This window comes from Arthrobacter sp. Y3223164, assembly GCF_059091005.1.
Map to the genome: position 1 here is coordinate 1 of NZ_JBNHGF010000018.1, position 19,435 is coordinate 19,435.

A 19,435-nucleotide genomic window follows, 5' to 3' on the forward strand; every position below is an offset into this window, starting at 1 on the left:
CGGCCGCACCCCGAAGGGCCGCGGGCCGCGGCGGGGCCGCCGGTAGCAACTGCCCCTGCATGCCGCGTTCGCCCCGCCGTTGGCTAGGCTTCAGATATGACCGTGAGCAGCCCTGACCATCTGGACGACACCGAACTCGCGGCCTGGCTGGTGCGCGCCGCCGGAACGCTGGCCAACGGCATGCGGTCGGGGGTGACCACGTTCGAGGAGAAGACCAGCATCTCCGACGTCGTCACCGCCGCCGACCACGCCGCGGAGAAACTGGTAGTCGATACGCTGCGCGAACTGCGGCCGGAGGACGCGATCCTGGGCGAGGAAGGCTCCAGCCACGAGGGAACCTCGGGCCGTACCTGGGTCATCGACCCGGTGGACGGCACCTACAACTTCTTCACCGGCGGGCACTACTGGTGCTCCGCGCTGGCGCTGACGGATGGAGCGGGAAGCCGGCTGGCGGCGGTCTACCACCCCGCCGAGGACGTCCTGTGGATCGGCGGACGCGACCTGCCCACCACCCGGAACGGCTTGCGCGTGGGCGAAATCGCCAGCGCTCCCTTGGCAGCCAGCTGCGCGGCGGCGTACCTGCACCACACGTATTTGCGCGACGACGCAGCGGGCGAGCCGTACCTGCGCGCCCTCCTCGGTTCGGCCACCTACCGTACCTGGGGGTCGGCGTCGTGTGAGCTGGCTGCAACATCCGCCGGGATTTTCGGCGTCTGGTACCAACAGGGGCTGCCGGACTGGGACTGGCTTCCGGGCAAGACCCTGGTCGAAGCGGCCGGAGGTTCCACCGCCGTCCTGGAGGTCGACGGCTACCGCTGGTCGGTGGCCGGGGGACACCGGCAGGTGGCCGACGTGGTCGCCCTGCTGGGGGGATGACCACGTCCGATTCTGGGGGCCCGGCGTGGCATAGTGGGGCTGTGGAAAAGACTTACGAAACGATTCAGCTTGAATGCCTCGGCGAATTGGCCACCGTCGTCATCAACCGTCCCGAGTCGCTCAACTCCCTGAACACCCAGGTCGTGGCAGACCTGGCACAGTTCGTCACGGACATCCGTTCGCCGGAAGGCCGGGAAGTTCGGAGCATCCTGATCACGGGTGCCGGCGGGAAGGCCTTCGCGGCCGGCGCCGACATCCGGGAACTGGCCTCCATGGGGCCGGCCGAAGCGGAAGCACACAGCGCCGCCATGCAGGACCTGACCCGGTTGCTGGAGACCCTGGACCTTCCGGTGATCGCCTGCGTCAACGGGTTTGCCCTGGGCGGAGGCTTGGAATTGGCGTTGGCCTGCGACTTCATCTACGCGACGGCCAACGCGAAGTTCGGCCTGCCGGAAGTCGGCCTGGGCCTCATTCCGGGCTTCGGCGGGACGGTCCGGCTGCCGCAGCGGGTCGGCCCCGGAATGGCCAGGGAACTGATTTTCACGGGCCGCAGCATCGGCGCCGAGGAAGCCCTGCGGATCGGGCTGGCCAACGCCGTCTTCGCCAGCAAGGACGACATGCTCGACGCCGCCGCCGCCACCTGCCGGGAGATCTCCGCAAAGTCCCCCGCCGCCGTCGCAAACGCGAAACGAACGGTCGATGCGGCGCTGGGCCGTCCCACCGCCGACGGGCTGCAGGTGGAGCGCCGGGCCTTCGGGCAGGCCTTCACCACTGAAGACTCGCGCATCGGCCGGGATGCCTTCCTGGCCAAGGAGGCGCCCGCCTTCACCGGGCACTGAAGGCGGGCGCGGGCAGGGATTGATCAGCGACGGCGGTGCCACGCCGGATCGTACTGGGTGGCCAGCCGAGCCAGTGTCAGTCCCGCCAGCAGCAGGCCGACGTCACGCAGCGCCACGTCGTAGAACCCCGACAGCGTCAGCAGGTTGACGATGATGCCCGCCAGCCAGAGGGAAACAATGTAGGCGCCGTACCGCGGCTTGAACCAGACCACGATGCCGGCGGCTATTTCCACCACGCCGACGATCAGCATGGCGGTGTGCGCGCTGAAGGGCAGCAGGTTAACGACCCAAGGGGCCAGATACTGTTCCCAGTCAGTGAGCAGATTGAAGAACTTGTCCAGCCCCATCAAAATCGGCAGGACGGAAAAGCCCAGCCTGAGCATCCAAAAAGCACCGTAGGCGGGCTCGGTCCGGACCCGTTGCAGCGCAGGAGTGGTGGTTGCCATGGGAATCTCCGGTAAATTCTAAAAACCGAATAAGTAGTTTTAGAATGCTCCGCTGCGGCGGGAAAGTCAATGGTCTTGCTGCTGCTGGTCAGGATCCCAGGATTCGGTCTGGGTCAGCCTCTTGACCAGGGCGGGGCCGCCCACCCTTGTGATGGCCGATCTTTCGCCCACGATGACCAGCAGGCTGCGCGCGCGGGAGAAGCCTGTATAGAGCATCTCGCGCGCCCGCTCGGGATCGCCGAAGCCGTTGACCGCCAGGACCACCACCGAGCGTTCGAGTCCCTTGAAGCCGAGCACGTCGCCGTAGAACACGTCGTCGTCGTCAAAAAAGGCGTCCCAGTATCCGCGCCAGCCCAGTGCGTCCACCGCTTGCTGATGGGCCGGATGCTTGCGCTTTGTGGTCAGCAGCGCCACCTGCTGCGGGGCCCAGCCTTCACGCTCGACCAGCTGCGCCACCGCATCGCCGGCCCGCTGGATGACGTTCCCGGCCGTCGCCTCCACCAGCCGGATGCGCGGGCCGGAGAGGCCCCGCGGAATCGCCAGCTCGGTGGACAGCGCGCCGCAGAGCGCCGCGATCTGCTTCGTATTCCGCAGGTTTTCATTCAGCACCAAGGGGGGCACTTCAATCGGCGGCCAGCCGTCGCGGCCGAAAAGGCGCTGGTCTTCGTCCATAAACACATACAGGCCGCCGACAGCAGGTTCCTTCAGGCACTCCAAGACGGCCTCCCACCACAGCGTGCCAAAGTCCTGGCCCTCGTCCACGACGATCGCGTCGAAGAGTTCGCGGACCGGCTGGTTCTTGGCCAGCCGTTTGAGTGTCCGGGGGAGGTAGTGCTCGTAGTACTGGTTGGTGAGCAACCGGGGGTCCAGCGGATGGTGCGCGGCCCAGCGGACCGGCAGGTCATAGAACATGCCCACGTGTGCCGGGCGTTCGGCCGGCTTCCACCCGGCCGTCTCGGTCTCGAAGTACCGGGCCAGGCCGCGGCTGGAGCACAGCAGCGCCACCCGCTTTCCGTCGCGCGCCAACCGCCGGGCCTGTTCCAATGCGAGCCAGGTCTTGCCCGTGCCCGCGCCGCCGATGACGCGTGCCCGCGGCTGGTCCTTCAGGACATCAAGGATCGCCGATTGGTCCCGCGTCATCTGCTCGGCGCGGCCTTCGTGCTCGGCCGCCGCCGAGAGCGCCCCGTCGCCCGGCCGGGGGCGCGTCAACCATGCCACGATGCGGTCGGCGATATCCGGCGCGGTTTCGCCGTCCCCGTCGCCGCAGAAGTTGATGGCTTCCCTGACCGTGTCGTCCGGGTACTTGAGGTCCTCGCTGCCGATCACCATGGAACGCCTGAGGCCGGGGATGTCCCAATGCCGCGGAAGCCGCGTGTCCGGAAAGGCCAGCAGGTGGGCGAAGCGGACCCTGCGGCTGAGCCCCAACTGGGAGCCGAGGTAGCGCTGGAGCATGTGCCGGGCGTCCTGAGCGTGGACCAATGGATCCTTGATGCGGTGCTGCCGGCCGTTGGCGGACTGGTACCACTGGCCCGCGTCGTAGCTGATCTGCCCGCCTCTAACCTCGATGGCGGCGATGCCGACGCCGGGCCAGACAACGAGCAGATCGATCCGACGGGCGGCACCGTTTTCGACGATGTCGACCGAATGCAGCAGGGCGGCGGACGGCGGCAGGGTACGCTTCAGCGCCTCCCAGACCTGCCGTTCGGCAGGCTGGTCCCGGCCGAACTCGGGCTGTTCCGGAAAACAGCGCGGCATACCGCCCCCTCAACTTCAACGCAGTGGTTTACCACACAGACTACCAATGCAGGACATCGTCCCTTCTCGTCCCGGAACGCGGGCCCGGTTGCAGCCAACCCTCCCGCGCGCGCGGGCGTGGCCGTTCATTGCCGCGCCCCGGGCCGTTCTGTAGCGTTAACTGCAGGTGGCAACTCATGAAGGCGGTGCCTGCGGCGCCGTTCCGCGGCGGAATGAGGATGATCATGGCAACCATCGAAGAAACAGTCGAGATCTCGCTGCCCGCCGCAAAGGTTTATGACGAGTGGCTGCGCTTCGAGTACTTTCCCTCCTTCATGCACGGCGTGAAATCGGTGATCCGGACGTCCGACACCACGCACCATTGGGTCACGAAAGTCGGCGGCGTGCAGCGCGAATTCGATACGGCCGTGACCGAGGACGAGCCCGGAGAGCGGATCGTGTGGAGGAGCGAAGGCGGAATCAGGCACAGCGGCACCGTGACGTTCGGGAGCATCGATGCCGACACCACGTCGATGCACGTGCACCTCGATTGGGAGCCGCATTCCCTGCTGGAAAAGGCCGGTTCGGGACTGGGATCGGACCACCGGGAGGTGCGCAACGAGTTGTGGCGCTTCAAGACCTTCGTCGAGTCCGGAGGATCGGAAACGCACGAGCCGGGCAACCAGCAGTTCTACGGCGGAACCTTCGCCGGCGGATTTCCTCCGGCAGCCTCGGCCCAGCCGGACATCCCCCAGAACGAGGATGACAACGCCTACAACCGGGAGCCGGACGTCCGGGAGCCCGAGGACCGGGAGAACCGGAGGCGGGGTCCCGGCAGCTAATCTGCCACTCGGGGCCTGCGGCCGCTGTCAGGAACGGGCGCTGATCCGCTCCACGGAAGCCACGGCACGCTTCGACAGCTCCTCGGACAGCGGCGCGCTCTTGGCCGAGTCCGCCGCGTCGTTCTGGCCCTCGGGGCTCAGGACATACTGAGCGAACGCCTTGACCAGGTCCACCTTCTCCTGGTCCTCGTACGTGGTGCAGTAGATGTGGTAGGAGACCAGCATCAGCGGATAGGCGCCGGCGGCGGTAGTCGTCCGGTCCACTTCCAGGGCCAGGTCGTATTCCGGCCGCCCCTCGACGGGTGTGGCTTCGTCCAACGCCTTCGCTGCCGCTTCTGCGCTCACCGGGACATAGTCCTGGCCAACCTTGAGGTTAACCTTGCCCAGGGGATCCCCGACGGCGGAATCGTCCGCATAGGTAACGGCGCCCGCCGTGCCGGCGACCATGCTCACAACGCCCGTTGTACCCTGTGCGTTTTCCCCGGCGAATTCTCCGGGCCAGGTGTCGCTGGGCTCCGGCGTCCAGACCTCTGGGACCACGGCGTGCAGGTACTCGGTGAAGGTCTCGGTGGTGCCGGAGTCCTCGGAACGGTTGACGGGAGTGACCGCAAGATCGGGCAGCTCCACGCCCGGGTTGTGCTCCGCGATGGCGGGGTCGTCCCAAGACCGGATTTCGCCCTGGAAGATCCTGGCAATGGTTTCGGCGTCCAGGTTCAGTTCGGTGATGCCCGGAAGGTTGAACGCCACGGTGATGGGGGAGATGTAGGACGGGACGTTGAAGGCGCCCTCGGGGCCGCACACCTTGCGCGACTGGTCAACTTCTTCGTCGTCCAGGTAGGCATCCGAGCCGGCGAACTCGACGGCGCCGGCCAGGAAGGCGGTGCGTCCTGCGCCGGAGCCGTCCGGCGAATACTGGACCTGCGCGTCGGAATGGAGCAGGCCGAAGCCGGCCACCCACGCGTCCATCGCCGCGTTCTGGGATGATGCTCCGGCCCCTGTCAGCGTGCCCGACAGGGAGGAGCCCTGCCGTGCGGCGGCTTCCTGGGCCGGACCCAGCGGGTAGTCGGAGCCGCAGGCGGCCAGGGACAAGGACATCAAGGCGGCGGTACCAAGGGCGGCCGCGCGGCGTTTCAACTGAGGCATCCGCACTAGACTACCGGTGCGGCGGCGTCAGTCCCAAGGGGGCTACCGTGCCTCGAGGTCCTTGACGGCGGGGCCTTCCAGCACCTTGCCGTCCGCGCTGAAGCGGGACCCGTGCAGGGGGCAGTCCCAGCTGCCCTCCGCGTCGTTCCAGGACAGCACGCCGCCCAGATGCGTGCAGACCGCGCTGACCCGGTATGTGGCGGAGTCCACGGTACAAATGCCCACCGGCCGCGAATTTTCCCGCACCACAGTGCCCTGACCCTCCGGCGGTGCCGCATGCGTGGTCCTGGTCAATCCGCCCAGCCAGCCGGACAGCAATTCCAACCCGACGGACAAATTGGTGCCGGCGGTGCTGGCGGCGTCCCGTCCGGAGATGCGTGACTTATAGAGGTCCTTGGCCCAATGATTGTCGCCGCCCAGGATGGAGGCCGACAGCGCCAGTGCCGCCGCCACCCCGTTGGTCATGCCCCACTTGTTGAATCCGGTGGCCACCATGATGCGCTTTTCCCCGGGCAGGATCGGACCCACGTACGGCACCGCACCGGCGGGTTCATAGTCCTGCGCAGACCAGGCATGCGTGGGCTCGGCACCCGGAAAGTGCTGTTGGGTCCAACGGAGCAGGTCATCGACCAGACCCCGGGTATGGCCGTGGCGGCCGACAACGTGGCCGTTGCCGCCGACCAGCAAGACCTCCCGGTCGCCGTGGCGCGCGGTCCGCAGCGAGCGGGTCGGCCCGTCGATGGACAAATACATCCCCGACGGGATGCGCCCGGGCACCGTCAAGGCGGCGGCGTAGGAACGCATTGGCTTGAGCACGCTGAAGTGTCCGCCGCGGTTGAGCATGGGCGTGCCGGTCGCCAGCACGAGGATGCCGGTCTTAATGTCGCCCAGCCCCGTGCGCACGGTAAGGTTTCGCGGCCCCGCCCCGGCACCGCCGTCGTCCGCGCGGCCGATGCCCGTGACCCGCATGCCCTCGAAGACCAGGCCTCCACGGCTGCGCAGTTCTGCAACGAGCGCCGCCAGGAGGTGCATCGGATGGATCTGGGCCTGGTCGGCCAACCGCAGCATCCCGGCGACCTCGAACGGCAGCTCGCCGGCACCGGAGACTTTTTCGACCGGCAGGCCGGCGGATTCGCTGGCGCGCTGCTCCGCCGCCAGGTCCTCGGCGCCCTCGGGGGTGGTGGCGTAGGTGAAGGCGTCCCGCCGGTCGTATCCCACCCGGTGTTCGTCGCAGTACCGCAGGATCCACGCCTGGGCTTCCCGCTGGGCGGCCACATAGGCCGCGGCGGTGCCGGAATCGTGATGGTTCGCGATGCGCGAAAGCTGGCTGCCCTGCAGCAGGGATACCTTGGCGGTCGTGTTGCCGGTAGTGGCGGCGCCGACCGACCGCGCCTCCGCCACGGCAACCCGGTGCCCGGCCCGCGCCAGCAGGACAGCAGTGGTGAGGCCGGTAAGCCCTGCTCCGGCGACGACCGAGTCGAACCCGGTTTGGCCGGAGTACGTGTCCACGGGAATCTGTTGGGCGGTATCGAGCCAGAGTGAGTGCATGACGCTGTCCTTTCGGCCGGATGGTAGTACACACCACACCCTGTCCCTGCTGGCGCGTCAAGACCCAAACTGCGGGTGCACCTGACAGGATGGAAGCGAGGACGACCGGCGGAAGGCGGAGGGCATGAAAACTGCGGTGCTGATGATCGACTTGCAGAACGCGTACTTCGAGGACCCTGCCTTGGCCAAGCGGCAGGAAGCCGTGGTGGAGTCAGCCAATCTGTTGATCAGGACCGCGACGGCGGCGCAGGTGCCGGTGCTGCTTGTTTACACGCAGCACCTCAGGGACCGTTCAACCTGGACCCTCAGCATGCTCGACGATGACCAGGGATTCCTGTTCGAGGGGACCGAGCAGGCCGAATTCCTGCCCGGGCTGCAAACAGAGGGCCTCGAGCGCATCGTCAAGACACGCGACAGCGCGTTTTTTGGTACGGGCCTGGCCGAGCGGCTGCGGGACGCCGGGGTGGAACGGCTGGTCCTGGCAGGCGTGGCGACCCACAACTGCGTGGCGCAGACGGCGGCCGATGCGTTCGCCCACAACTTCCGCGTGGTCTTCGCCAAGGACATGATTGCCTCGACCAATGAGGACTATGCCGGTTCCATGCTGCAGATCCTCAGCGATGAGTACCGCCAGCCCGTGCTGGGCCGCGGGGCGCTGGCCGAATTGCTGGCGGGCGCGCGCCAAGGGTGATCCAGCTGGAGGCTTACCCCTCCGAGAGCAGATGGCACCAGGAATCCGTCAGGGTTTCCAGGCACATCTCCCGATCCATGATCCAGCCCGTGCGGATCCACCGCTGCGAGAGGTATTCCAGCTGACCGAAGGCGAGGACGCAGCGGACCTGGCGGCTGGCCGGGTCGAACCGCCCCGACCGATCCAGCCCGGATGTCATGTCCGCCGCAACATCGCGGAACCAGTCCTCCATGACCTTTGCAACCTCGGGCTCGACCGGGGCCGCCTGATAGACGGCATGCAGATAGGGGCGGGTTGCTTCCCATTGGTCGAATTTCCGGCTGATCCAGGCGCGGATCAAGTCGCGGGTACCCAGTTCCACCACGGTGGATAGGGCCGGGTCGTCCACGCTGGTGAGAATGGAGTCCACCGTCTTCACCACGTCGCCCATCAGCTGCGCCTTCGACGCGAAGTGCAGGTAGAAGGTCGTCCTCGTGGTGCCTGCACGGGCGGCAATGTCGTCGATCGTGGTGGCCGCGTAGCCCTTGGACTCAAAGAGGTCCAGGCCGGTGTCCAAGAGAAGTTGCCTGGTCTGCTGTTTCTGAGCCTCGCGGAGTGTTGCCATGCCACACAGGATAGCCGGTGTCCGCGGCTCCTCCGGACCAGCCGAGCTGCCCTCCGGATTTCCCCGCCCCGGCTGTAACACTTCAGCCCGGCGGCTCTTGGAGCGGAAGCCCCCTCGAATGACACGTCGAATGTTCACTTGACACCGTGTATTTTGAATCACTACTGTTAGCCCCATCACGATGGGCCTGTCGCCTGCGTCACAGGGTGCCGTAGACAGCACAGAGCGTTGCGGCAGGGTCTCGTCTACTACCGGTTCCAGCGAGTGCGGACGAATGCGGCCGCCATGCCCGGACCGGTTCCGCCGAGCACCACCCGTTCACCACACCGCTCACACCATGACAAGGAAGTTCATATGAGCCAGGACCAGGGGACCCACACGTCATCGCCGCAGTCCGATCCGCCGCCCCAGACGCCGCACGTGCAGGTCACACCCGCGCGCACCAGGGGCACATTGGTCGCTGCATCATTGGCGGTCATGGTGGCGCAGATCGCCAACGCTCTGCCAGGCGCGCTCAATGGCGAATTCCAGGTCACCTTTAACACGTTCGGTTCCCAGCTGACCTGGATCACCGCCGCGTTCATGATTCCGGTGGTGGTTTTCGAGCTGACCTTCGGTGTGCTCGGTGACAAGTACGGCCACCGCAAGCTCGTCGTGGGCGGCGCCGTGCTGGTCATGATCGGCTCGCTGGTCTGCGCCATATCCCCGACGGTCCAGGCCATGTGGATTGGCTCCGCCCTTAACGGCCTGGGTGCGGGTGCGATTTTCCCCGCATCGTTGGCCCTGGTTGCTTCGGTGGCGCGCTCCATGCAGGAGCGCGTGCGAGGCATCGCCATCTGGGCAGGCTTCCTTTCGGCGGGTTCGGCCCTGTCGCCCTTGCTCGGCGGCGTATTTGCCGGCTTCGGCTGGTGGCGCGGGGCCTATGCGGTGGTGGTATTGACGGCCCTCGCCGCACTGCTGCTGACCGCCCTGCGCTCCGCCGAGGCCAAGGTGGCCCGTGAGCGCCGGATGGATATCTGGGGCCAAATCACCTTCGCACTGGGCCTGATCCTGGTTCTCTTCGGGCTGGTACAGGGTCCCGAAGACGGCTGGACCAGCGCCCACGTGGTAGCCGCCCTCGCCTCCGGTGTGGTGCTGTTGGCGATCTTTGTGGCCATCGAACTGCGAGTCGAGTCCCCGCTGCTGGAGCTGAGGCTGTTTCTGAACCGCCAGTTCGCCATCGCGTCGATCGTGGCCGTGGTCGGCATGTTCGCCTTCCTGGGTGCCTGCTTCTCCACAAGCATGTGGCTGGGGCCGGTTCAGCACCAGAACCCGCTGTACCTCGGCCTGCTGTTCCTGCTGCTGCAGGGGCCCGCCTTCGTGCTGATCCCCGTGCTGTCCCGGCTGCAGGCCCGCGTCTCATCCCGCTGGCTGATGACGTTCGGATTCCTGGCCATGGCTGCCGGCGCATTGATCAACTCCACTGCCGATGTCACCAGCCGCGACGTGACCGCTTTCATCCTGCCGTCCCTGCTGGTCGGACTTGGTTTCGCCTTCACGCTGAGCCCGATGACCGCTATTGCCGTTAACTCGGTGCCTCGGGAGATGACCGGCATGGCCAGCGCCACCACCAACCTCCTGCGCGACCTCGGGTTTGCGCTCGGACCGGTGCTGGTGGGCGCCATTGCCCTCTCCACCGCCGGCGGAAAACTCATGACCTCCCTGCAGACCTCCGGTTTGGCTCCGGACCAGTTGGGTCCGGCGATGGGCATTGCGGAAGCGGGCGGTCCGATCGCGCTCAACAGCATCCCCGAGGGCGTTCCCGGATCGGGCGGCAGCCAGTTCGCCCTCGAGGCCCTGGGCAGCGGATTCACGCAGGCCTTCCTGGTGGTTGCCATCGCGGCCCTGGCCGCGGCATTGCTCAGCTTCTTTGGGTTGCACGGCGTCAAGGAAACCGAACCGGAAGCAGCGGCACCGCGCACGGCCGCGTAGCATCCCGCAGCGCCGCGACCGAGACAGAGGAAGCCGGCCATCCCTTGGGGGGGCCGGCTTCCTCTGAGCGTGCGGGCGGGGCAACCGGGCCTTAGTGGCCGGTGTTCTCCTGCAGGCGCCGAACGAACGGTGCGCACCCGACGGCCACGAGGCCGAGGATGCCGCCGACCGTGAAGGCGACCCGGACGCCGTCAACCAGGGCGACGTTCGCCGCGATGCCGCCGGCGGCTGCCGCCGCCGTGCCGATGGTCATGGCGGCAACGAGAACCGCGGTACCCGCGGCGCCGGCCAACTGCTGCAGGGTATTCATGATCGCGCTGCCATGGCCGTACTGCTCACGCGGCAGGGCGCCCAGGGCCACGGTCATCAGCGGAGTCATCAGCATGGCCATGCCGACGCAGAACACAGTATGGAAGACGACGATCGTCGGCACCGGGGTATCAATATGGACGCTTCCCAACAGCCACTGCCCGCCGGCCAGCAGGAAGGCGCCGGGAATGACGATGGGCCTGGGGCCCACCTTGTCGTAAAGGCGGCCGACGAGCGGGGACACGATCCCTTGGATCAGGCCGCCGGGCAGGAGGGCCAGGCCGATGGTCAACGTGCTCAGGCCCATGCCGTTGTGCATGAAGATCGGCATCACCATGACCGTGCCCAGCATGGTGGCCATGGCGATCATCACGATGATGACCGAGATGCGGAAGTTGTGCACCTTGAACGGACGAAGGTCCAGCAGGTCCGACTCCGTCTTGCGCAGGGCACGCTGGCGCTGAATAAAAAGGACCAGCGCGACCGCGCCGACGACCAGTGCCACGCCCGGGGCCCAGGAACCTGCCATCAGGTCGGCGATCGAGGACAGCGCATAGACGATGCCGCCGAAGGCGAAGGCGGAGAGGATGACCGAGAGGACATCCAGCGGAGCCTTGCGCGTCTCCTTGCCGGTCTTGATGGCAATGACGCCGAAGAGGAAGACGATGATGGCCACCGGCACCATCAGGCCGAAGACCCAGCGCCACGTCAAGGAGTTGATGACGGCGCCGGAGAGGGTGGGGCCGATGGCCGGAGCCACGGAGATGACCACGGAGTTGAGGCCCATGACAGTGCCGCGGTGCCGGACCGGCACGGAGGTGAGCGTGGTGGTCATCAGCAGCGGCAGAATGATGGCCGTGCCGGCCGCTTGGATGATGCGCGCGATGAGCAGCACCGCGAACGTCGGGGCGATGGTCGCCAGCGCCGTGCCGAGGATGAAGAGCAGCATCGCACTGACGAAGAGGCTCTTCGTGGTGAACCGCTGAAGCATGAAGCCGGTGGTCGGAATGACGACGGCCATCGTGAGCATGAAGCCCGTGGTCAACCACTGCGCCGTGGTGGCCTGGACGCCCAGGTCCGCCATCAGGTCGGGCAGTGCGACCGTCAGCACGGTCTCGTTGAGGATCATGATCAGCGCTGACAGCACCAAGGCGGTGATCACGGCGGCGATGCGCTTGGGCGAGATCCTCTCGGGCTCCACGGCCTCTGCCGCCTCCACCTCTCCGGGCGGAATTTTCTCCTCTAGGACGTCTTTCATGGCCACCTTTTCTGTTTGTGGGGTGCGGCAGACAGGTGCGCCGCTAATACTTACAAAAGTATAAGTATACCGAAAAAGAAAAGCCCGACTGGCCGACGGTTCAGCGCTGGTCCGGCTCGTTGATCAGCGCCGCCAGGCGCTGGAGGGCGGGCAGGCTCGCCGCGATCTGTTCCTGTTCCCCGGGGTGTAGCCTGGCGGCCGCCGTCCCCAGGGTTTCCGCCCACGCGGTTTCCAGCATGATCCTGATCCGCTGGGACTCGTCGGTGGGGTGCAGCGTCACGTAGCGCTTGTCCGCCTCGTCGCGCCTGCGCGTCACGAGCCCGCGGGCCACCAGTTCACGCAGTTGGGTGCTCACGTTGCTGAACTGGCGGTCAAGCCTGGAAGCGACCTCGGCCACGGTTATGCCCGGGTGCGCTTCGATGACCCGCATGATGTCCACCATGCCGTTGGGCAGCAACGGGACGCCGGAATTCTCGTGGGATTTTCGGCGGACATCGGAGGAGATGTCGATCAAGGCCACCGCCAGATCGCGGTTGTCCTCGACGGCTTTCCGGGCCGTGCCGCCCTCGGTTGTTTCCATTACCCAAGGATAAGAGGTGCGCCGGGCACCTCCGGCCGTGACGTTCAGGATCGCTGACCACCACGGCCGGGGAAGCCTCGGGGGCACCTCGAGGGCGCCCGGCCGCCGGTCGGGGCTGCCGTCGCGTTAGTTCGCCCCATCCTCGGCCTTGCGGGCGGTGAAGGGCAGGACCAGCCGGGACCGGTGTGCGGCGTCGCGGTAAATCTTGTGCGTCACCGGGCGTCCCACCGGGAGGTGGAAGGCGTCCGGAGGCAGCAGTGCGTTGTGCTCGTCGGCCAGCGGCTCGCCGTTGGAAAGCTCGGCCACCAGCCGGTGTCCCAACCTGAAGGTGTTGGCGAACGGGTAGAGGCGCAGGACATACTCCTCGATCTTCCCCGGCTCCACCGGCACGGCACGGGTGTGCGGGTGGATCGGGCTGCCCTCGCTGGTGCGCTCCTCGTCCAGCTCGCGGTGTGAGGCCTTGAGGTAGCCGGTGGTGATCAGTTGGCGCTTGCCATTCGGGGCGTAGTCCCACAGGCGCAGGATGAAGTTCGAGTCCGGCTGGTCGATCTCGGCGAAGATGTGCGCGGCGCCGGTGCCGATCATCTCCGTGTCCTCTTCGAACGGCCCGGTGCTCCAGCTGAGGATCTCCACCTTGTCGGTCACCGTCAGGGGCGCCTGGTAGAAGCCGTCCGGGGCCGCATACTCCACGCCCATCAACTCCGGCTCGGCGGACAGCTTGTGGCGCGGACGAAGGTAGAGGGAGGTGTACTCGATCTCCTTCGGCGGCCACTGGTCCGCCTCGACGGTCTCGCGGGAACCTTCGACGAAAACGCTCACGGCCGGCTCGTCCATCACGCCGTTGTCGATGCCCTTGATCCAGTAGTCGTACCAGCGGAACATCTTGTCGTGCTCCTCGATGAACGGGCGCGACTGCATGGGCGGGTAGGGGCCGATGGTCAGCTTCTTGGGTCCCTTGAGCGAGTTGTACAGCTCGATGGTGCCGTCCATGGTCCAGCCGCGGCCCTGGTCGATTTGGAGCCAGACCGGGATGTCGATGTTCGGAGCGAGCGTGATGGGGTTGCGCTCCTCGTACCACTCGCCGTCCAGCTCGTTCATAACGATGTCGAACCAGGCTTCGTGGTTCTTGGGGTAATGCAGCACGTGGACCAGGTTCGGCCAGGCGGCAACGTCCGGGTCCTCGAGGCGCTTGGCGACCAGCTTCTTGAGCTCCTCGGGCGAGTACTTTTCGATCATGCGGGACTTGACGCCGTCGGTGAAGGCCCAACCGGAGTCTCCGCCGCGGCCTTCGCGGGCGGCGCGGGGCATGAACCACATGATGCCGCCGTGGTAGGTGGTTTCGTAAAAGTCGTAGTGGCCGCCGCTGACGAAAATCGCCTTCAGGTGGGGCGGGCGTTCGGCCGCGGCCAGTACCTGCATGGAGCCGAAGTAGGAGATGCCGACCATGCCGACGTTGCCGTCGCACCACGGCTGTTCGGCAACCCATTCGATGAAGTCGTACGCATCCTGGCCCAGCGATACGCCGCCGGCGTTGTAGTTGCCGATGTGTTCGCCGCCGGAGTCGCCGGACCCCCGCAGGTCGCCGATCACGTGGACGTAGTCCTCCTTGACGATGCGGGCGATGTCGCCGGCCTCGATGCAGCCGTCCCACATCGGGCTCGGACGCCGCTGCGGGGGAGTGGTCAGCGCCAGCGCCTGCAGCTCCTTGCCGTACGGGCTCAGGGCCACCAGCGCCGGCCGGGGCTTGTCCTCCAGGCCCTGGTAGGTGTCCGCGGCGAGCTCAACGCCGTCGCGCATTGGGATCCGCAGGTCCTTGCGGATCTTGATCGTCTCCCCACCGGCATTCCACGTCGTGAAATCAGTCATGTGTGCACTTCCTTGTTGACGTTCGAGTGCCAGGTGTCCCGCTGGCAGGCGCGCTCTCCGGAGCCACGCTCAATTATATTATTATAATAAAATGCCGTGCAACGATGGTGACCAGGCCCGGGCCGCGGCGCGGAAAGGCCGCGCGAGGGCAAGGGTCCGCGCTGTCGAGCCATACCATCAGGACCGTGAACGGGTCCCGGAGCTGAGGAGAGAACAATGACGCAAGAAGTAACCATTCATCCGCTGGTCTCGCCCTGGGGCCGCTTCGGTCTCTACAGCTTCTTCATTGACGCGCCCGAGCCGGCCATCGTCGACACGGGCATCACCACGTCACCGGTCGAGGGCATGGTGCCGGAGCTGGAGAAGCTGGGCCGGCGCATCGAGGACGTCAAGTGGATCCTGCTGACGCACGGCCACATCGACCACCTCGGCGGTGCCCACGCCCTCTGGGAGCTCACCGGCCGGAAGGCGAAGGTCGTCATCCACCGGGCGGACGCTCCGTTGCTCCGCTCCCGGCAGGCGCACTTGCAGAACTACCTCGACGTCCGCCGGCAGTACCTCGACAGCCCGAACGGCGTCGAGGAGCAGGCGAAGGCGGCCGGGCATGCCATCTCGGGCGAGATGGAACCGGACATGCTCCTGGAGGGCGGCGAAACCCTCAGCCTTGGCGGGGATGTCACGGTCTCCGTGCATCACATCCCCGGCCACACCGCGGGCTCCGTGGCCTACGTGGTGGACGGGCAGGACGCGGTGTTTGTCGGCGACTCCGTCCAGGTCCACGGCGCCGCCAACCACTTCCCGGGGTATGAGGATCCGGACGCCTACCGTGCCAGCCTCCGCTACCTGCGCGACGAGATCCGTCCCAAGCGCCTGTACCTTGGCCACCCCTACCGCAACACCGAGGGCGTGCCCTTCGACATCGGGATGGACGCCGGCACGGCCCGGCAGGCCCTGCAGGAGAGCCTGGACATCGAGGCCCGGGTCCGCGCCGCCGCGCGCCGCTCCGTGGAGGGCGGCCTGCAGGAGACCGGCTCGCCCTATTCGCCGTTCGCCTCGGTGGCCGAGGAACTCGGCTATACCGGGGATCCGACGCTGGAGCCTTCCCCGTTCTTCACGACCCTGCACGGCTACCGCAAGCTGTACGCCACGAACGCCTAACCGGCTCCACGCCCCAAACGACGACGGCGGCGCGCACCCGTGGGTGCGCGCCGCCGCTGCGTTCGGGGCGGGTGGGGTCAGTCCCGGTTAAGGAACTCGCCCGTTTCCTGGTAGGCCCGGTACATGTCCGGGATCCAGAAGAAGTTCTGGACGAAGCCGTGGTTGGCGCCCGCGTAGCGGCTGACGGTGGTGTCCACGCCGGCGTCCTTCAGGCGCCGGCCGTAGAGTTCGCCCTCGTCGCGCAGGGGATCGTACTCGGCGGTGATGATCAGGGCCTTCGGCAGGCCGGTGAGGTCCTCGCGCTTGATCGGGGAGACCAGCGGGTCGGCCGGGTCCGCGCCGCTCTCGAGGTAGAAGGAGTTCCACGGCTTCAGCGCCGGGGTCTCCAGGCCGTAGCCGGTGGCGTTCTCCCACAGCGAGGCGTAGCGGTCCTCGTCGAAGTCCAGGTCCAGCGACGGGTAGTACAGGACCTGGTGCGTGATCCGGTCGAAGCCCTCGTCATGGGCCATCGCCGTCACCGCCGCCACGAAATTGGCGCCCGAGCTGTCGCCGGCCAAAGCCAGGTTCTGGCCGTCCCAGGCCAGGCTCCCGCCCTGCTCGGCGGCCCAGCGCACCACGCCGTAGCACTCCTGCAGGCTGGTCGGGAAGGGCGCCTCCGGTGCCAGCTGGAAGCCGACGGAGATGACCTTGTAGCCGCTCTCCTTGGCCAGCGCCCGCGCGACGTGGTCGTGCGTTTCCAGGCTGCCGGAGAAGAATGCGCCGCCGTGGAAGTACACCAGCAGCCCGTAAGACTCCGCCTCCGCCGGGGTGTAGATCCGCACCGGGACCTCGCCCGCGTCAGTGGCTGCAACGGTCTCCTCGACGGCGTGCAGTGGCAGCCGTTCCTCCACGGGCGCGACGAACTGCAGGTCGCCCGCGCGCTTTGCCTCCGGGTCGGGCCGCGTGCCGTGGTCGAACGGCGGCAGCGTGGCGAGGAGTTTGCCGATCTCGGGGTGGATTGTCACTCGACACCCGCCCCCTTCTCGAAGGACGTGGTCTCCGGGAAGGAGTCACCGATGTCGAACGGCTTGCGGGAGATGTCCTGCAACACGTCGGTGATGGGCTTGCGCTTGGCCTGGTAGGTGCGCAGGGCGTCCTGCAGGTCGGAGCCGTCCTTGATGGCGTCGGCCAGCCAGGCGGCATCCTGCATGGCGGAGTTCGCACCCTGGCCCTGGTGATGCAGCATGGCGTGCGCGGCGTCGCCCACCAGGGCAACGCTGTCCGTGTGCCAGGTCGGCTGCTTGTCGATGTCGTAGACACCGCGGTTCGTCATCGAGGCGATGTCCAGTTCCTGGCCGATCTTCTGCAGGCGCTCGTCGAAGCCCTCCAGCAGCGACCCGATGTACTCGTGCGTGACCTCGGGCGCCCACGCGGTGTCGTCGCTCGGGGCGGTGATGTCGAAGGACACCTGGTTGCGGTGGCGCAGCGGCAGGAAGTACACGGTGGTGCCGTTTTGGCCCACGTAGACGCGGAAGTTGTCGTTCTCCACCAGGCCATAGGCGTCGTCGGCGGAGATGACGGCGCGCATGGCAATCGTGTGGGAGAACACCGGCTGGACCTCACCGAAGATCTGGTTGCGCACGCTGGAGCGGATGCCGTCGGCGCCCACTACCAGGTCGGCGGTGACCTCCACGCCGTTCTCGAACTTCACGGTGGCGGAGTTGCCGTTGTCGGCGATGCTGATCATCTTGTGCCCGATATGAACCCGCTCGGCCGGCAGCAGGCGCAGGAGGGTCTCGATGACGTCCCCGCGGTGGACCATGCGGCAGTGGTTGGTCTGGGCGTACTCGTTGATGCCCGGCCACGGGTCGCGGGCGATGAGCTCGCCGTTGGCCTGGTAGACCTCGATGGCCTCGGAGGGAGCGGAGACCTTCTCGAACTCTTCGAACACGCCCCACTTGCGCAGCACCTCCACGGTCGGCGGGCGCAGGCCGATGCCGGCCCCTACTTCGCCAAGCTCGGGGGCCTGCTCGTAGACGTGCACGTCGGCGCCGAGCTGCAGCAGTGCCAGGGCAGCGGAAGCGCCGGCGTAGCCGCCGCCCACGACGGCCACCTTCAGGTTCTGGATTTCGAAAGTCTGCATTGTTCTGTTGTTCCTTCACTGGGCGCCGGTGCAGGCGTCCTCGGGGTGAGTGTTGGATTGGAGTCGCCGCCGTCGTCGTAGGCGGCAGCGGAGCCGGCGCGTGACGCCGGATGGAGTGATGCGGGTCAGGCCTTGATGGAGAGGAAATCGGCCGGGTTGTCCTTGAGGAGGAGCTTGATGGTGGCGTCGTCGATGCCGGCGGCGCGCATGTCCGGGAGCATGTCGTCGAAGATGTAGTTGATGGTGTGGCCCTTCACGCCCGGCCAGCCCAGCGGGCTGCAGTTGGCGTCGGCTGAGACGAGCAGCTTGTCCGCGTAGCCCTTGTTCACCAGCTTGACGAAGTGCTCCATGCGCTCGGCGCGTTTGCGGCCCCAGAACGGCGGGTCGGGCAGTTCGAGGTCGTACCCGAAGGTGTCGAAGCCGATGCGGCCGCCCTGCTCGTAAATCCAGTCGTGCGGCGTGATCGGTGCGTTCAGGCCGTCGTCGGCGTGGCCGAAGAGGACGCGATCCAACGGGAGGCCCTCCTCGTTGAAGATGTTCACGGCGGGCTCGGGGTCGATCGCCAGATGCGTGAGGATCGGGACCCCGGTGAGGACGGCGGCGCGGGCGGCGGCGCGGTAGATCCGCTTGTCGAGTTCGGTCATCTTGCCGCCGCGGCTCACGCCGACCTTGATGACGCCGGCCTTGGCGCCCGTGTCGCCGATCCCCACCGTGATTTCGTGGATGAAAACCTTCGCCAGGTAGTCCACCGACGCCCGTGCAAAGTGCGGCAGGGCGGTGTCGCCGCCCACGAAGCCGGTGCAGGCCACGATGTGGACGCCGGTCTTGGCCGAGAGGGACTTGTAATAGTCGACGTCGCGGCCGTTGCAGATGCCGGTGGCGTCCACGAAGGTGCCGCCGCCGTTTTCACGGAACCTGCGCAGCTTCGGCACGGTTTCTTCGTAGGCCTGCTCCGGCGACTTCCACCATCGCGTGTCGAGCTCGGAGCCGGGCATGCCGTAGCCGATGTGTTCGTGGACTGCCACGATTTCCAGTTCTTCAGCCGGGATTGTTCCCAGCACGGTGTTGACCTTGGTCATTCCTTCACCTCAGGGTTTCGAAAGCTTGTTGATGGCGGGCCGCGGTGCTCAGCGCACAGCCAGCAGGTTGCGCGGATTGTCCACCAGGATTCGGCGGGCGTCGTCGTCGCCCAGGCCCAGTGATTTCAGGAAGGGGACAAAGGTGGTCAACACGTGGCTGAACGGCAGGTCGTAGTCCGGCTGCCCCTTGGCCACGCCGATCGCGTTGGACGAGAGGATGACCTGGTCCGTGTGGCCGGCCCCGACCAGCTCGAGCACCAGTGAGGCCCGCTCGCGGTCGCTGAGGTAGCCGCCGTCGTCGTCCAGTCCCACGTGGTCCAGGCCCACGAAGGCACCGCGGCGGGCCACCTCAAGCGCCGCACCGGCGGC

The 19,435-nt window shown here is 66.9% G+C and carries 18 protein-coding genes; 6 read left to right on the forward strand and 12 right to left on the reverse strand.

All coding sequences use genetic code 11. The annotated features are described in order from the left end of the window. The first annotated feature begins 96 nt into the window (after nt 1–96). Both AC5RUJ_RS02475 and AC5RUJ_RS02480 read left to right on the forward strand, forming a co-directional pair. Nucleotides 97–876 (forward strand): inositol monophosphatase family protein, encoded by a 780-nt coding sequence (locus AC5RUJ_RS02475; RefSeq protein WP_494074748.1) that lies wholly within the window; start codon nt 97–99, stop codon nt 874–876. Between the two features lie 41 nt (nt 877–917). Then, nucleotides 918–1,715, forward strand: coding sequence for an enoyl-CoA hydratase/isomerase family protein (locus AC5RUJ_RS02480; protein ID WP_494074749.1), 798 nt, complete (start codon nt 918–920; stop codon nt 1,713–1,715). Nucleotides 1,716–1,738: 23 nt separating this feature from the next. Here AC5RUJ_RS02480 and AC5RUJ_RS02485 read toward each other — a convergent pair whose 3' ends face one another. Both AC5RUJ_RS02485 and AC5RUJ_RS02490 read right to left on the reverse strand, forming a co-directional pair. Continuing rightward, entirely contained in the window at nt 1,739–2,161 is a 423-nt protein-coding gene (locus tag AC5RUJ_RS02485) for a hypothetical protein (RefSeq protein ID WP_494024913.1), read from the reverse strand. A 66-nt stretch (nt 2,162–2,227) separates the two neighbouring features. After that, a complete protein-coding gene (locus AC5RUJ_RS02490) occupies nt 2,228–3,916 on the reverse strand; it encodes a nuclease-related domain-containing DEAD/DEAH box helicase (RefSeq protein WP_494024912.1) in 1,689 nt (562 codons plus the stop codon). Between the two features lie 224 nt (nt 3,917–4,140). Here AC5RUJ_RS02490 and AC5RUJ_RS02495 point away from each other — a divergent pair, with 224 nt between their 5' ends. Next, complete coding sequence (locus AC5RUJ_RS02495) at nt 4,141–4,737, forward strand: SRPBCC family protein (RefSeq protein ID WP_494001226.1); 597 nt, start codon at nt 4,141–4,143, stop codon at nt 4,735–4,737. A 27-nt stretch (nt 4,738–4,764) separates the two neighbouring features. Here the strand turns inward: AC5RUJ_RS02495 and pstS are convergent, their stop codons facing one another. Both pstS and AC5RUJ_RS02505 read right to left on the reverse strand, forming a co-directional pair. Next, a complete protein-coding gene (pstS, locus tag AC5RUJ_RS02500; RefSeq protein WP_494024911.1) occupies nt 4,765–5,880 on the reverse strand; it encodes a phosphate ABC transporter substrate-binding protein PstS in 1,116 nt (371 codons plus the stop codon). A 42-nt stretch (nt 5,881–5,922) separates the two neighbouring features. Further along, on the reverse strand, nt 5,923–7,428 hold the full coding sequence (locus AC5RUJ_RS02505) for an FAD-dependent oxidoreductase (RefSeq protein ID WP_494024910.1): 1,506 nt from the start codon (nt 7,426–7,428) through the stop codon (nt 5,923–5,925). A gap of 124 nt (nt 7,429–7,552) precedes the next feature. On the opposite strand from AC5RUJ_RS02505, the gene AC5RUJ_RS02510 reads away from it, so the two are divergent. Continuing rightward, entirely contained in the window at nt 7,553–8,119 is a 567-nt protein-coding gene (locus tag AC5RUJ_RS02510) for a cysteine hydrolase family protein (protein ID WP_494023956.1), read from the forward strand. Between the two features lie 13 nt (nt 8,120–8,132). Here AC5RUJ_RS02510 and AC5RUJ_RS02515 read toward each other — a convergent pair whose 3' ends face one another. Continuing rightward, nucleotides 8,133–8,723, reverse strand: a complete 591-nt coding sequence (locus AC5RUJ_RS02515; RefSeq protein WP_494001230.1) for a TetR/AcrR family transcriptional regulator — start codon at nt 8,721–8,723, stop codon at nt 8,133–8,135. A 354-nt stretch (nt 8,724–9,077) separates the two neighbouring features. Here AC5RUJ_RS02515 and AC5RUJ_RS02520 point away from each other — a divergent pair, with 354 nt between their 5' ends. After that, nucleotides 9,078–10,694, forward strand: coding sequence for an MFS transporter (locus AC5RUJ_RS02520; RefSeq protein WP_494024909.1), 1,617 nt, complete (start codon nt 9,078–9,080; stop codon nt 10,692–10,694). Between the two features lie 91 nt (nt 10,695–10,785). Here the strand turns inward: AC5RUJ_RS02520 and AC5RUJ_RS02525 are convergent, their stop codons facing one another. The 3 genes from AC5RUJ_RS02525 to AC5RUJ_RS02535 all read right to left on the reverse strand — a co-directional run bounded on the left by AC5RUJ_RS02525 (nt 10,786) and on the right by AC5RUJ_RS02535 (nt 14,707). Beyond that, on the reverse strand, nt 10,786–12,261 hold the full coding sequence (locus AC5RUJ_RS02525) for an MDR family MFS transporter (RefSeq protein ID WP_494024908.1): 1,476 nt from the start codon (nt 12,259–12,261) through the stop codon (nt 10,786–10,788). A 100-nt stretch (nt 12,262–12,361) separates the two neighbouring features. Then, the gene (locus tag AC5RUJ_RS02530) at nt 12,362–12,841 is read right to left on the reverse strand and encodes a MarR family winged helix-turn-helix transcriptional regulator (RefSeq protein WP_494001233.1); all 480 of its coding nucleotides are present in this window, start codon (nt 12,839–12,841) and stop codon (nt 12,362–12,364) included. A 126-nt stretch (nt 12,842–12,967) separates the two neighbouring features. Further along, nucleotides 12,968–14,707 carry a CocE/NonD family hydrolase gene (locus tag AC5RUJ_RS02535; protein ID WP_494128265.1) on the reverse strand — a complete coding sequence of 580 codons (1,740 nt, stop codon included), beginning with the start codon at nt 14,705–14,707 and terminating at the stop codon, nt 12,968–12,970. A 216-nt stretch (nt 14,708–14,923) separates the two neighbouring features. On the opposite strand from AC5RUJ_RS02535, the gene AC5RUJ_RS02540 reads away from it, so the two are divergent. Beyond that, nucleotides 14,924–15,865: an MBL fold metallo-hydrolase gene (locus AC5RUJ_RS02540; protein WP_494128266.1), complete on the forward strand. Its 942-nt coding sequence runs from the start codon at nt 14,924–14,926 to the stop codon at nt 15,863–15,865. 77 nt (nt 15,866–15,942) lie between these two features. On the opposite strand, the gene AC5RUJ_RS02545 is transcribed toward AC5RUJ_RS02540, so the two are convergent. The 4 genes from AC5RUJ_RS02545 to AC5RUJ_RS02560 form a co-directional block, all read right to left on the reverse strand. Then, nucleotides 15,943–16,869 (reverse strand): alpha/beta hydrolase, encoded by a 927-nt coding sequence (locus AC5RUJ_RS02545; RefSeq protein ID WP_494109614.1) that lies wholly within the window; start codon nt 16,867–16,869, stop codon nt 15,943–15,945. Further along, nucleotides 16,866–17,987 (reverse strand): FAD-dependent oxidoreductase, encoded by a 1,122-nt coding sequence (locus tag AC5RUJ_RS02550; RefSeq protein WP_494024905.1) that lies wholly within the window; start codon nt 17,985–17,987, stop codon nt 16,866–16,868. The genes AC5RUJ_RS02545 and AC5RUJ_RS02550 overlap by 4 nt, the downstream gene beginning before the upstream one ends. A 125-nt stretch (nt 17,988–18,112) precedes the next feature. Then, the gene (locus tag AC5RUJ_RS02555; protein WP_494024904.1) at nt 18,113–19,066 is read right to left on the reverse strand and encodes a phosphotriesterase family protein; all 954 of its coding nucleotides are present in this window, start codon (nt 19,064–19,066) and stop codon (nt 18,113–18,115) included. A 48-nt stretch (nt 19,067–19,114) separates the two neighbouring features. Further along, nucleotides 19,115–19,435: phosphotriesterase family protein (locus AC5RUJ_RS02560; protein WP_494155582.1), on the reverse strand; the 321-nt coding region annotated here is incomplete at its 5' end.